At 71.2% G+C, this 13,656-nt stretch carries 8 protein-coding genes and 1 CRISPR repeat array; of the genes, 7 read left to right on the forward strand and 1 reads right to left on the reverse strand.

Annotation, left to right across the window (positions count from 1 at the left end):
* Positions 1 to 719 precede the first annotated feature (719 nt).
* Positions 720 to 2,717 (reverse strand): NACHT domain-containing protein, encoded by a 1,998-nt coding sequence (locus tag ACFWXO_RS42465; protein ID WP_380531854.1) that lies wholly within the window; start codon positions 2,715 to 2,717, stop codon positions 720 to 722.
* Between the two features lie 311 nt (positions 2,718 to 3,028).
* Positions 3,029 to 3,971: direct repeats of the CRISPR family, unit length 28 nt; unit sequence GGCTGACCCCGGCGGGTGCGGGGAGGAG.
* Between the two features lie 486 nt (positions 3,972 to 4,457).
* Between ACFWXO_RS42465 and cas3 the strand changes: the two genes are divergently transcribed.
* From cas3 to cas1e, 7 genes are all read left to right on the forward strand, one after another.
* On the forward strand, positions 4,458 to 7,289 hold the full coding sequence (gene cas3, locus ACFWXO_RS42470) for a CRISPR-associated helicase Cas3' (RefSeq protein WP_380531857.1): 2,832 nt from the start codon (positions 4,458 to 4,460) through the stop codon (positions 7,287 to 7,289).
* A gap of 216 nt (positions 7,290 to 7,505) precedes the next feature.
* The gene (casA, locus tag ACFWXO_RS42475) at positions 7,506 to 9,110 is read left to right on the forward strand and encodes a type I-E CRISPR-associated protein Cse1/CasA (RefSeq protein ID WP_380531860.1); all 1,605 of its coding nucleotides are present in this window, start codon (positions 7,506 to 7,508) and stop codon (positions 9,108 to 9,110) included.
* A complete protein-coding gene (gene casB, locus ACFWXO_RS42480; RefSeq protein ID WP_380531863.1) occupies positions 9,107 to 9,982 on the forward strand; it encodes a type I-E CRISPR-associated protein Cse2/CasB in 876 nt (291 codons plus the stop codon). The genes casA and casB overlap by 4 nt, the downstream gene beginning before the upstream one ends.
* 84 nt (positions 9,983 to 10,066) lie before the next feature.
* Positions 10,067 to 11,245, forward strand: a complete 1,179-nt coding sequence (cas7e, locus tag ACFWXO_RS42485) for a type I-E CRISPR-associated protein Cas7/Cse4/CasC (RefSeq protein WP_380531866.1) — start codon at positions 10,067 to 10,069, stop codon at positions 11,243 to 11,245.
* Positions 11,242 to 12,072, forward strand: a complete 831-nt coding sequence (gene cas5e, locus ACFWXO_RS42490; protein WP_380531869.1) for a type I-E CRISPR-associated protein Cas5/CasD — start codon at positions 11,242 to 11,244, stop codon at positions 12,070 to 12,072. Before cas7e ends, cas5e begins: the two co-directional genes overlap by 4 nt.
* On the forward strand, positions 12,069 to 12,725 hold the full coding sequence (gene cas6e / locus ACFWXO_RS42495; RefSeq protein ID WP_380531872.1) for a type I-E CRISPR-associated protein Cas6/Cse3/CasE: 657 nt from the start codon (positions 12,069 to 12,071) through the stop codon (positions 12,723 to 12,725). The genes cas5e and cas6e overlap by 4 nt, the downstream gene beginning before the upstream one ends.
* A 62-nt stretch (positions 12,726 to 12,787) precedes the next feature.
* Positions 12,788 to 13,656, forward strand: an 869-nt coding sequence (gene cas1e, locus ACFWXO_RS42500) for a type I-E CRISPR-associated endonuclease Cas1e (protein ID WP_380531875.1), incomplete at its 3' end; no start/stop codon positions are given.

Consider the following 13,656-nt stretch of genomic DNA (forward strand, 5'->3'; position numbering starts at 1 on the left):
CCGGTGGGGGGGGGGGGCCCCGCGGGCCCCCCACCCCGAGAGCACGGTAGCGGCTCCGCGATGGTCACTGGATCCTGAGCGGATCATCCGGTCCTCGAATTTTCCGCGGAAAATTCCCGTCCTCGGCCAGACATACGGTCAGTGAGCTCCTGATACGGATGTCCTCGGGTCTCAGGCCTCAGGTCTCAGACGTCACGCTGCCAGCGATCGCCGGCGAACCGGGACAGCGAAACCTCCAGGTCGAACGGCAGCACCTCGGTCGCGCCCAGCTCCCACACCCTGACCCAGCCTTTCGAGTCGGTGAGGGACCCGCGGCGTCTTCAGGCCCGCTACCGGCCTCATCAGAAGACAGTACGAGACGTTCACACCCGGGGCGTCGACCTCCGCGTTCCTGAGGGACCGCACCCTGCGCACCCGTACCTCCGCCACGTGCTCCCATCGCAGCCGTAGCCTGCGGCCCTCGTTGAGTTCCACGCCCTCGCTGTCGAGGCGCAGTCGTGTAGCTACCGCGGGCAAGGCCACTGCCGCCAGGGCCAGCACGGTGAGCACTCCCAGAGGCAGCGGCCACCAGCGCGCCAGGAGCAACCAGGTCTGGCGCAAGTCGGCCAGGAAGCCCGAGCCCGAGGACACCGGGGAGACCACCAGAAGGAACACGGAGGTCAGTACCGACACATCGAAGGTCAACGCGTGCAGGACCTTGACGCTGCGACCACTGCTCCTTAGCTCACCACCTCGAGTGGCTCGCCGGAACCCTTGGGCATCCCGCTCAGCGCCTCAGCTGCGAGCCGCTCCCTCAGCACGGCGTGGCGGAACTGGTAGACCGCGCCGACTCGCCGCAGCACGCCCAACCGGCGGCCCTCCTCGAGGAAGCCCAGCACATCCCGGGGCAGACGTCGCCGCCACGCCAGGACGAGGCGCGTGGCGCTCCAACGACCCCATCGACTGAGGGCCATCAGCACAGCGGCCGAGCACGACCAGGCGATGACGAACCCACCGGTGATGAGCAGCGGTTTGCCATTGAGCCAGTGGAAGAATGCCAGGGTGGTCACCGCGACGGCTGATGCGACCACTGCGGATTCGACAAGGGCGATCCTGCGCTCCGCACGCGACAACTGCCGGGGCCTGGCTGCCATGTCGGACTCGGCCGACCGTGTCAGAAGCACACCGGAAAGCAGGGGAAGAGCAAAGAGGCACAGACTCGCGGCCATACTGCCGGGCAGGGCCGCGCCGACGGCTGTGGTCGTGACGGCCGATGCCGCCAGGAGCAGCGGTCCACGGCTTCCGGACGCCGGCCGGCGTGGGCGCTCGTCGAACCCGCTGACCAGGTGCCGTGTGACGCTCCTTCCGAACGCCGTCGCGATGACGGCGACCGCGGCGACGGCGCCGAGCACCTGGCCCACTCCCAGGATCCCGAGCCCTGGCCGCGGGGGAGCGGCTCCCAGGAGGGCGGACAGCCATGCGATCGCATAGCTCGCGGACGTGCCGAGGACGGCCACGGCGACGATGACTACGGCGCCCCAGACGCCTGGCTCGGTCAGCCGGCTCTGTAGCTGCCACCACGCGATGTCCTGAGTACGTCGGCGGTGTAACTCGTGCGCCAGGAAACGGAAGTGCGTGAGCGCCTTGCCGGGCCTCCAGCGCTGGACCGGTCCGGGCCGGTGGGGCGGCCGTGGTCCCAGCGTGCTTACGGAGGGGATCAGGCTGTCTAGGAGATGGCCCTCGACGTCCGCCTGCGCGGGCAGCTTCGTCGCGTCGAGCAGCTCGCGAGGGTCGGAGTCCTTCGAGGCGTAAACCGTCGCGGTGAGCCAGAGCATCAGGGGCGAGGAGAGCGTCCTCGCGACCGGGCCTTCGGGGTCGTTCTCCATCGCGTCGAAGAGCGACTGCCAGGACTCGGCCCGGTTCTGATGACACATCTGGGAGAGATACGCCCTTCCGGCCTCGGGCGGGACCGGGTGGGCGCACAGAACCGGAACACTGCGGAGAAAGGGCACCTCGTCGACGGCCTTCTGATGCGCCTCGGGCCTGGACGTCAGAACCAGGGTGTCTTCCGACCCGAATGCCTGCTTCAGTCCTCTGGCGGCTCTTTCGCGAATCAGCGGGAACAGCTCGTCGAATCCGTCCAGCACCGGCACGATCCGCCGACTCTGTACGAGCGACCTCACGACATCGTGCTCAAGACCTTTGACGAGTCCTCCGTACTCCTCGTGCACCCTCCTGGTGACCCACGTCCGGAGGTCGATGTCCGGGTCCCAGTCTGAGAGCGAGAGGACGACGGGAACAGCCTCGCCGGAGCCCGGCTCTCTGTCCTCCAGCACACTGATGACAAGAAGGACGGCGATGGAGGATTTTCCCGCTCCGGCCGGACCGGTGATCACCAGCTGGTGTGGTGAGAGCGTTTTGAACCGTGCGATCAAGTCGTCCGCCTCGACCCGTTCCGAGGGTTTCCCGCCTGCTCCGGTCCCGTACCCCTGTTCCAGTTGCCAGGGGACTGTCATCGGAACGCGTTCTCGTAAGCCGCGAACGTTCGCCTCATCCTGCCACTGATCCAGGATCTCGCGGGCCAGCCCGTCCAACGCATCGTTCTCGGCATCGGTGGAGGCAGACCGTCTGTGATGGGAGGAGGGGGAGGACGAGCACATGTAGATGTCGCGGATGCTTCCCGCTTGGACCAGGTTCCGAGGCGAGCCCTCGCTGTAGTTGTGCACCGCTGCAGTCACGCCGACATGGTTCCAGTCCGTCGCACGTGGGCGATGGGCTTCCTTTGGACTGAGGAGGCAGAGCAGTTGCGGTCTTCGAGGCCGTCACGACGGCAGCTAGCACAGGCGATCACAAAGCGAGCGCTATGCGGTGTTTCGAGCTCAACGTGGAGAACACAAAAGACATAGATAGACGAGTGACAGAGAATCGATGCGGCCAGGCCAACTCAGCGCCTTCACGCTCTTCGAGCGGTGACGCCGTCGACCAAACCGAATCGGTGCTGCGGGTTCGGAGGGACACAGGGCGTCAGGCGCGCTGAGCTCAAGGTACCCTGCTGACCCCCGCAGGTGCAGGGGGGAGCGGGCCACCCGGTGATTGGGTGCGTGCCACGCGGGCTGACCCCCGCGGGTGCGGGGAGGAGCTTCTCGTGGGCGCCATCGCCGCCATGAATGCCGGCTGACCCCGGCGGGTGCGGGGAGGAGCGGCGGGTCTCCAGCACGCGGCCGCTGAGGACCGGCTGACCCCGGCGGATGCGGGGAGGAGTCGGAGGTGCCGCTGAACATCTGGCCGAGGAACGGCTGACCCCGGCGGGTGCGGGGAGGAGCGGCGGAGCACGACCTGCCGCTCCCCAGCCTCCGGCTGACCCCGGCGGGTGCGGGGAGGAGGTCGGTCAAGGGGGTCGGATCGGCGCCGACTACGGCTGACCCCGGCGGGTGCGGGGAGGAGGAACGCACCAGGACGTCATGCCCCCAAGGGGGCGGCTGACCCCGGCGGGTGCGGGGAGGAGGCCTGGACGTGCGCACCCGCGACATGGGCGCCGGCTGACCCCGGCGGGTGCGGGGAGGAGGACCGCTTGTCCCACCGGGTGTTCTCGGCGAACGGCTGACCCCGGCGGGTGCGGGGAGGAGTTCGACGCGTGGCTGCAGAATGACGTGAAGGGCGGCTGACCCCGGCGGGTGCGGGGAGGAGCAGAGCTGAGGCGGGACCGCCCGGGTGAGGATCGGCTGACCCCGGCGGGTGCGGGGAGGAGCAGAGCTGAGGCGGGACCGCCCGGGTGAGGATCGGCTGACCCCGGCGGGTGCGGGGAGGAGTCCGACGTCCACGGGTTCGCCGCCACGCACTCCGGCTGACCCCGGCGGGTGCGGGGAGGAGTCCGGGCCGACGGGCTCGCCGTAGTTGTTGGTCGGCTGACCCCGGCGGGTGCGGGGAGGAGAGGCCCTGACCAGGGGTTGCACCCCCTGGTTGGGGCTGACCCCGGCGGGTGCGGGGAGGAGGCTTTGCGACCTACGGTGATGCAGGGGCTTTGTAGTTTCTTGACCAATCTGGCGGCGTGGAGCTGCGTTGTTGTGAGGCTACCGGACCGTCGAGATTTCAAGGAGCCCTCACATGATGTCACGGGTGATCAGAGGCGCCAGCGTGGGGCAGATGCCGGTTGCGTGTGGGTCGATCGATCGATTCAGGGTGTCTCGTGCCTGTGAAGCTGTTGATCGGGGCCTCTGCGTTCCAGGCGCGGGCGCGCTGTACGGCGGCGTGGTTCTACCGCGTCCAGCCGGATCGCTTGGAGGCCAAAGGGTCCAACCTACTGGCTAGTTGACGGTGCTCGGAGGCTTCGGAATCGTTACATGGGTCGTCGGCGAACGGCTGCGAGGCCTGTGGCCTCGGGCGATGCGGCGCGAAGCCTGTTGCGGGGGCCCGGGCTTGCCTCCGGCCTTGATGCCGGGCCGTAAGGTTTGTCAGTGGTAGCTGATAAGTCTTCAGTCATGACTGACAGCAACCTCGTTGGTGCGCCCGGACCCTCGGGTCCGGACCCCCGGATGTGGGGCAAGAGCTCGGGCCTGCCCGGCCCGTACCCCGTGATCTGCCACCTCCTGGACACCGCTGCCGTTGCGGGTGCCCTGTGGGATGCCGTTCTGGGCGAGCGCCTGCGGAGCCGGCTCGCGGATGCGATGGGTGTCGCGGAGGGCGAGGCCCGGGGGATGGTGATGTTGTGGGCCGGGCTGCACGACATCGGGAAGATCTCGCTGCACTTCCAGCAGCAGGTCGCCGGTGAGTTCGCGAAGTTGATGGGCGATCCGGTGTACGCGGAGGACAACCCGGCTGCGAAGCGCAGTGGCCGCCTGAGGCACGAGACGGCCACGCACTGGGGCCTGGTCGAGTTCTTCAAGCAGTGCGGCTATCCGCTCACCACGCGGGTGAAGCGCTCGCCGGCTCACCAGATCGCCCAGCTCCTCGGGGGTCACCACGGCTGCTTCGCCGAGGCGTTGCTGGTCAAGGAGATCAAGGACCCGTCCGGTTACCAGCCCGGCCTGGGCACAGCCGAAGGCTGGCAGGCGCAGCGGTTGGCCCATGCGCACGCGGTCAGGCGGATCGTGGGAGTCGATACGGCGCTGCGGTCCGCGCTTCCCGGGGAGCTGGCGGTGGTGGTCGTGGGGCTCGTCGTGCTGGCGGACTGGCTGGTCAGCCAGGTCGACGTCATCGAGCCCCGGATGCCTGGTGAGGCGTGGAAGGCCTGCGACGCCGAGCTCGCCGAGCACTTCCGGGGGGCTGCCGAGGCCGCACCGGGCTGGGTGCGCGACGCCGGGCTCGGTCGTGCGGTCTTCCCGGACAAGCCGTTCTCCCGGCAGTTCCCGTTCTCTCCGAACGCACTGCAGGCCGATGTCGTCGAGCACCTGCCCGCCGTGGTGAAGGGCCCCGGGCTGCTGTTGGTCACCGCTCCGACCGGGGACGGCAAGACCGAGACCGCCCTGCACGCCGCTTCGTTGATGGCGCGGGCCTCCGGTGCTTCCGGGGTCTACTTCGCGCTGCCGACGATGGCCACGGCGGACGCCATGTTCACCAGGGTCCGCAGGTTCGCGGAGGCGAACATCGAGGGCGACCGGGCACTCACCCTGCTGCACAGCATGGCCTGGCTGAGCCCGGACTACGCCGCAGGCCAGGGTGCGACGGACGGGACGGCCGTCCTCGCGGACACCGAGGCCGGCCAGTGGCTGCGCACCGGGCGGCGGGGTCTTCTCGCGCCGCTCGCCAACGGCACGATCGACCAGGCGCTCACCGGGGTGCTTCCGGTGCGCTACGGATTCCTGCGGCTGTTCGGCCTCGCGGACAAGGTCCTGGTGGTGGACGAGGCGCACGCCTACGGCCCGTGGATGCACAGCCTGCTGGTGCGGCTGCTGGAGTGGCTCGGTGCGTTCGGTGCCCCGGTCGTGCTGCTGTCGGCGACCCTGACGGGCAAGGCGGCCTCGTCGCTGGTGGACGCGTACCGGCGCGGTGCCGGGTTCCACGAGCCCACGACCGTGGAGCCCTGCTACCCGGGCTGGCTCTTCGTGGACGCCGGCAGCGGAACGGTGTCCGAGCCGCGCGAGGTCGGCAGCAGTCGGGCCCGTACCCTGCGGTTGGAGAGCCGCCGAGTGCGCTGGGACGTCCGGGACGAGGGCGCCGCCGTGGTGGAGCCCGGCCGGTCGGGACGCCGTGCGGCGCTTCGCGAGATCCTGGCGCCGGTCACCACCGGGGGCGGCTGCGTCCTCGTCTGCTGCACCACCGTGGACGAGGCCCAGCGCACCTACCGTGACCTGCAGTCCGCCCTGCCCGAGCTCGCCGCCCGGGAGAGCGGCCTGCGGCTGCTCCACTCCCGCTTCCCCGCCCACGAACGGCGGCGCATCACCACCGAGTGCGAGGCCGCCTACGGAAAGCCCGCGGACGAGACCGCGGCGGCCGTTCCGCGCAAGGGTTCGGTCCTGGTGGCCACCCAGATCGTGGAGCAGTCCCTGGACCTTGACTTCGACGTGGTCGTCTCGGACCTCGCCCCGCTCGCCCAGCTCCTCCAGCGTGCGGGCCGTGGAAAGCGCCACGAGCGCCCCAACCGTCCGGCGTGGACGGGCGAGCCGGGTGAGCCGCGCCTGATCGTGCTGGAGCCGCTCGACGACAAGGGCCGCGTGGCCGCTCCCCGTAGCTGGGGCACGGTGTACGACGGCTCGCTGCTGCGTCGTACCAGCCTGCTGCTCGAAGCGCAGTCCGACGGTTCGATCGCGGTGCCGGGGGACGTCCAACGGCTCGTGGACGACGTCTACGCGGACGACTTCGGGGACGGCCTGGACAAGGCCGCCGCCCAGGAGCTCGACCGGATGGACGCCGAGCGGATCGCCTCGGCGGCCGCCGAGGAGCAGCTTGCGGGCCTGACCGGTATCAGCTCCCCGTACGACGTGGCCGATGACCTGCGCCCGCTCAGCGACCGCGGCTTCGGCATCAGCGAGGACATGCTGACCACCCGCCTCGGGGCCGACAGCGGGCGGGCCGTATGCGTCTTCGAACGCGCGCCCGGGACGTGGAGCCTCGCCCCCGACCGCGACCTGCCGTTGCCCGAGGCGACCCCGAAGCGGGACGACATCGCCCTGATCATGCGGCACACCGTGCCGTTGCCGGGCCGCTGGCTCGCGGGCCGCACCGAGGACAACGCCGTACCCGCCTCCTGGGGTGACCGCCCCCTGCTGGCCGACCTGGCGCTGCTGCGCATGCGCCGCGACGGTGAGCGCTGGACAAGTCGGCTGGGGGAGCGGCGGATCGAGTACTCGGAGGTGGGAATCTCTGAGAACTAGCCTCCTAGGCACCGCACTTGACGCTACGTTGGCAGTGCTGCCCCCCGGTGACGCTGCAGCCTCACCGGGGGAGCAGTCGGACCCCCGCTTGCGCGGGGAGGGAACCGCCGACGCGGCCGTTTTCCTAGGCACCGCACGGCTCACCCCCGCTCGCCGCGGGGACGCGCAGAGCCTACCCACCCTGTGATCACCCGTACCCGCCTCGCCGGAGGCCCCATGTCATCCGCACCACCCGCCTACAACCTCTTCGACGAGGCGTGGATCCCCGTGCGCTGGATCCAGCACACGGACGAGGACGACCCCGCCCCCGATCGCACCGCCTACCCTGACGCGGTCGGTCTGCGCGAACTCCTGCTGCGCGCACACGAGATCGAGCAGATCACCATCGCCACCCCGCCGGGCCTCGCCGCGCTCTACCGCGTGCTCTACGCGGTCACCGCCCGCATGACCGGACTCGACCAGGCCTTCCTCGACAGGCCCGGGCCCGACACCTGGTCGGACCGCCGGGAGGACCTGGCAGTGGCGGGGCGCTTCGGCCCGGAGCGGGTCACGGCGTACGTGGAGCTCCAGCACGGCCGCTTCGACCTGTTCGACCCCGTCCGCCCCTTCCTCCAGGACCCGCGGCTGACCGACCAGTGCGACCCCGCCAACACCGCGGGCGTCAACAAGCTGATCACCACCCGCCCTTCGGGCAACAACCACTCCTGGTTCAAGCACGTCAACAGCACCGCCCCCGACCTGCCGACCCCCGACCAGGCCGTCCTGCACCTGCTCATCTGGCACTACTACGGCCCCTCCGGACGCTGCTCCAGCCGCACCGTCGGCTCCGTCAAGGAGGCCGGCAGCAAGGCCGGCCCGCTGCGCAGCACGCTCTCCTACCACCCGGAGGGCCGGACCCTCTTCGAGACCCTCCTGGCCGGGCTGCCCAAGCCCCTTCTCGACGTCCGCCGGGAGAGCGACCTCTGCCCGTGGGAGCGGGAGGAACTGCCCGACCCGGTCGCCGCCCCGCCGCCGCTGAACGGACCGTGCTCCGAGCTCACGGCGCGGTCCCAGCACGCCCTGCTGCTCGTGCCCGACGCCACCGGCGCCTTCGTCGAGGACGCGTTCATCACCTGGGCCTACCTCCACAAGATCCCCCGTGAAGGCGACCAGTACCTGATCTGGCAGACCAGCAAGGAGGGCAACTCCTACGCCCGCCCCGCCGACTCCCACCGGGCGCTGTGGCGCGACCTGGACGCCCTGCTGCTCAACGATCCGGCAGGGAGCACGAAGCCACGCCGCCCCGAGCTCTTCCGTACCGCATTGGAGGTCTCAGAGGAGCTGAGGGTTCGTGCGCTCGGGTTCGAACAGGATGGCCAGGCCAAGGACATCCAGTTCGTGGACGCCGTCACGCCCCCCGTACTCGGCCTCGCGGAGGAGAAGAAACCCACCATTTCCGTCGAGATCGGCCGCCTGCGCGTACTGGGGGAGCGCTACGGCAACCGCCTCGACCGTGCCGTCAAGAAGGCCTGGGCCAGCTTTACCGAGGCGCCCAAGATCCGCGACTGCACCTGGGCCGTCGACGCCGCTGCCCGCTACTGGCCCGCCGCCGAGGCCGAGTTCTGGAAGCGCCTCGACGGACGCGACTTCGACGGTGCCGCCGGGGCCTTCCGTGGACTCGCCGAACAGGCCTACGACACCGTCACCTACGGCGCCCTGGGCACCATGCGCGGCGCCAAGGCCTGTACCGCCGCCCGCATCGAGCTGTACGGCGGACCGCTGAAGCGCCCCGCCAAGACCGGCGGCTCAGCAGGCCGCCCCACCAGCACGGAGGACACGTGAGCACCACCGCCGCCATCCCGGGCCCGGCCAAACCGGCCGACGACCGGTCCCGGGGGCCGAAGGAGCCGGCCCTGACCCTGGCCCTGACCCCGTCCTTGGGACGGGCACGGGCCTTCACCGCCAGGATCGACCAGCGCAGCCATGACGACCCGGGAGTCCGGGCGGCCCTGCGCCGCGGCGTGGGCAAGGACCTGGACGCCGTGCCGTTCATGCACCGCTACGTGGCCTCCTGGCTCACCGACGAGCAGGCGCGCAGCCGCGACGTCCAGCGCGCCTTCTACACCGTCGCCTCGCTCATCGCCGCCCAGCGCCGCGACCAGTACGTCGCCGCGAAGGCCGGGACGCCGACGAAGGGTGAGCCGCCGAAGGAGGAGCAGCGGGCCGACGAGGCGGCGCCGGACGCCCGCAGCACCCCGGCCGCCCCGCCCGGGCCCGCGGACGGCACGGACGACGGCGAGCCCGCCGCCGCCAAGCGGGTCCCCGCGCGCAGCCTCGGCCACGCCTTCGCCGACGGCGTCCTCAAGGGAGGCCAGGGCGCCGGCCTGCGGGAGGCCTCCGCCGAGACCCGCCTCAACCTGCTGACCCGGCAGAGCGTCGACGGCCTGCACCGCCACCTCCCCGGCGTCGCCCGGCAACTCCGCGGCAGCGACGTGGAGATCGACTGGGCCCAACTCCTCGTCGACCTCTGCCAGTGGCGCCGCCGCTCCGGCACCATCAAGCGGATCTGGCTCCAGGACTACCACCGCGCCCTGCAGAAGGACGGCGAACGCCGGGCGCGCGAGCACGACGAGAACCCGACCGACGACGACCAGGGCGAGACCCCAGGCGCCGACAGCGCCGACAGCGCGGGCGGCTCCGACTCCGGGGCCTGACCAGGGCCACCGATCCCGCAGCACCGACACACCACACACCACACACCACCCAGCGACCCCAGAGAACCCCGCAAGGAGCAGAGCATGCCCGCAGCCGACCGCACCACCACCACCACCCGCTTCCTCGACATCCACGTCATCCAGAGCGTCCCGTTCGCCAACCTCAACCGCGACGACAACAACTCCGTCAAGACCGTCCGCTACGGCGACACCGAACGCACCCGTGTCAGCAGCCAGTCCTGGAAGCGCGCCGTCCGCGAGTACTTCCAGAACAGCTTCGGCGAGCAGGCCCTGCGCACCCGCCGCATCGGCGCCCGCGTCACCCGCCTCCTGGAGGAGGAGCACGGCTGGCCCGCCCAGCTCGCCCAGCGGGCCGGCCAGCACGTCGCCGCCGGCAGCAGCATCAAGTTCGAGACCGCCAAGGACTCGCCCGTCATCACCACTAACGCCATGGTGTACGTCCCCGAGACCGCCGTCGCCGCCCTCGCCGCCCTCGCCGAGGAGCACCGGGCCGACCTCGAGAACGCCAAGGACATCAAGAAGGCCAGCGACAAGAGCGTCCTGCCCAAGGAGGCGATCGACGCAGTCCTGCGCAGCCGCAACGGCGTCATCAACCTCTTCGGCCGCATGCTCGCCGAGGTCGACGACGCCGGCGTGGACGGCGCCGTCCAGGTCGCCCACGCCCTGACCACCCACGGCACCGACGTCGAGCTGGACTACTTCTCCGCCGTCGACGACGTCACCTCCGCCTGGGGCGACACCACCGGCAGCGCCCACATGGGCCACGCCGAGTTCAGCGCGGGCGTCTTCTACCGCTACGCCACCGTCGACCTCGCCGACCTGCAGCGCAACCTCGGCGGTGACCGCGAAGCGGCCCGCGAACTCGCCGCCGGCTTCGCCGAGGCCTTCGTCCTCTCCCTCCCGCGCGCCAAGAAGACCGCCACCGCCCCCCACACCATCCCCGACCTGGTCCACGTCGCCGTCCGCAGCGACCGCCCCCTCTCCTACGCCGCCGCGTTCGAACAGCCCGTCGCCTCCCACGACAGCGGCGGCTACGGTCCGGCCTCCCGCACCGCCCTCGCCCGCTACGCCACCGCCGCCGACAAGCTCCTCGGCGGCCGAGGCACCGTCACCGCCGCCTGGGCCAGCCTGGAGGACAAGGACCTGGAAGGCCTCGGCACCCGTGTCGACTCCTTCCCCCAGCTCATCGACGCCGCGATCGACGCCGCCTTCAGCGCCGTCCCCGCCGAGGTCGGCGCATGACCCCGGCGACCCTGCCCGGCACCCCGGGACTGCTCCTGCGTCTCGCCGCGCCGGTGCAGTCCTGGGGCGAGCGCAGCCAGTTCAACGAACGCGACACCGCGCCCTTCCCCACCCGCTCCGGCGTCATCGGCCTGCTCGCCGCGGCCCTCGGCAGGAAGCGCGGCGAGGACATCGGCGACCTCGCCACCCTCTCGCTGACCGTCCGGGCCGACCGCCCGGGCACCGTCCTGCGCGACCTGCACACCGTCGGCGGCGGACTGCCCGCCCCGCGGACCGTCACCACCGCCGAGGGCAAGAAGCGCTCCGGCGCGACCGCCACGCTGCTCTCCCACCGCTACTACCTCGCCGACGCGGTCTTCACCGCCGCGATCACCGCGGACTCCGGCCTTCTGGAGACCTGGGCGCAGGCGCTGCGCAACCCGCACTGGCCCCCGTACCTCGGCCGCCGCTCCTGCCCGCCCGAGGGCCCCCTGCTGCTCGGCCTGGTCGACGATCCGCTGCACCACCTCGTCCACCTGCCGATCGCCCGGCGCACGCCGACCGGGACCCGGACCGTCGACGTCGTCTTCCACGGCGACCAGCCGCTGGACCGCCTCGGCACGCACCCCCAGCCCGGAGGCGACGACGGCAGCACCCCCGCCGGGGAAGTCACCGACGACCCCGTCACCTTCCACGCCCGCGAGCGCTCCTACCGCGCCCGCCCCCGCTACCAGCGCACCCTCACCCTGCCCGCCGAGCGCTGCCGAGGCCTCGGCGCCGTCTACCTCACCGCCCTCGGCAGCTACCTCGACCAGCACGCCACCCGCCCGGAAAGCGCCCTCGCATGACCCTGTGGCTGACCCGCATCATCCCCGACCAGCGAAGCCGGGACGCCCGCCGCGACAGCGACCATGCCATCGACCTGCACCACCGCATGATGTCGCTCTTCCCCGACAGCGTCGCCGACACCGAGGCCCGCCGCCGGCTCGGCGTTCTCTTCCGCACCGAGAGCACGACGGCGGGCCAGCAGATTCTGCTCCAGAGCGCCCGACCGCCCGACCTCGACCGCCTGCCCGCCGGCTACGGACAGGCCGCGACCAAGACCCTCTTCCCGCTCCTCGAAGCCCTTCGGGACGGCCTCCAGGTCCGCTACCGCATCGCCGCCAACCCCATCCGTCGCCCCAGCCGGGCCACCCGGGAGCTCTACCAGCTCAAGGCAGTGGTCCCCCTCCAGGGCGCGGCCGCTGAGGACTGGTGGACCCGCCAGTCCGAAGCCACCGGCCTGACCCTCGCCACCCTCCGCTCGACCCCCCTCGACGCAGCCCGAGGGCGCCGTCGCAGCGACCAACGCCCCATCCAGCACGACCGCGTCCTCTTCGAGGGCACCGCCGTCATCACCGACGCCGACCGGCTGCGCACCCGCCTCACCGACGGCATCGGCAAAGGCAAGGCCTACGGCTGCGGCCTGCTCAGCATCGCCCCGCACCGGGAGGCCCAGTGACCACGCGCCGCCGCCCCGACGACGGCAATGCCCGCCGCAGACTCGCCGCCCCCACCGTCGCCATGCTGCCGCGCGTCGCCGACTCCCTCTCCTTCCTCTACCTCGATATCGTTCGCATCGTCCAGGACGACACCGGTGTCTGCGCCGAAGTCACCAGCCCCCACCGCGGCACCGAAACCGTCTACCTGCCCACCGCTGCCCTCAGCTGTGTCCTCCTCGGCCCCGGCACCTCCATCACCGCCCGGGCCCTCGCCACCTTCGCCCGCCACGGCACCACCGTCGTCATCGCCGGATCCGGCGGTGTCCGCTGCTACGCCGCCACCCTGCCCGAATCCCTCAGCACCACCTGGCTCGAACGCCAGGCCCGCGCTTGGGCTGAGGACGCCACCCGCCTTGCGGTCGCCACCGCCATGTACGAACAGCGCTTCGGCCGCGGCACTGTCCCGTCCGGCAGCAACCTCGCCAAACTCCGCGGCCTCGAAGGCCAACGGGTCAAGGCCCACTACCGCCTCCTCGCCCAGCAGCACGGCATCGGGCGCTTCCGCCGCAACTACGACCCGGACTCCTGGGACACCCAGGACCCGGTCAACCTTGCCCTCTCCTCCGCCAACACCTGTCTGTACGGCATCGTCCACGCGGCCGTCCTCGCCCTCGGGTGCTCACCCGCCCTCGGCTTCGTCCACAGTGGCAACCAGCAGGCCTTCGTCTACGACATCGCCGACCTCTACAAGGCCGAACTCACCATCCCGCTGGCCTTCTCCCTCCACGCCTCCCCGCAGCCCGAAGCCGACGCCCGCCGCGGCTTCCGCGATGGACTGCGCCTGTTCCGCCTGCTCCCGCGCATCGTCACCGACGTCCAGCGCCTGCTCGCACCGGACGAAGACATCACCCTCCCGGACCCGGAGGAGCAACTCGTCGACCTGTGGGACCC

The organism is Kitasatospora sp. NPDC059088 (genome assembly GCF_042738155.1).
GTDB lineage: Bacteria > Actinomycetota > Actinomycetes > Streptomycetales > Streptomycetaceae > Kitasatospora.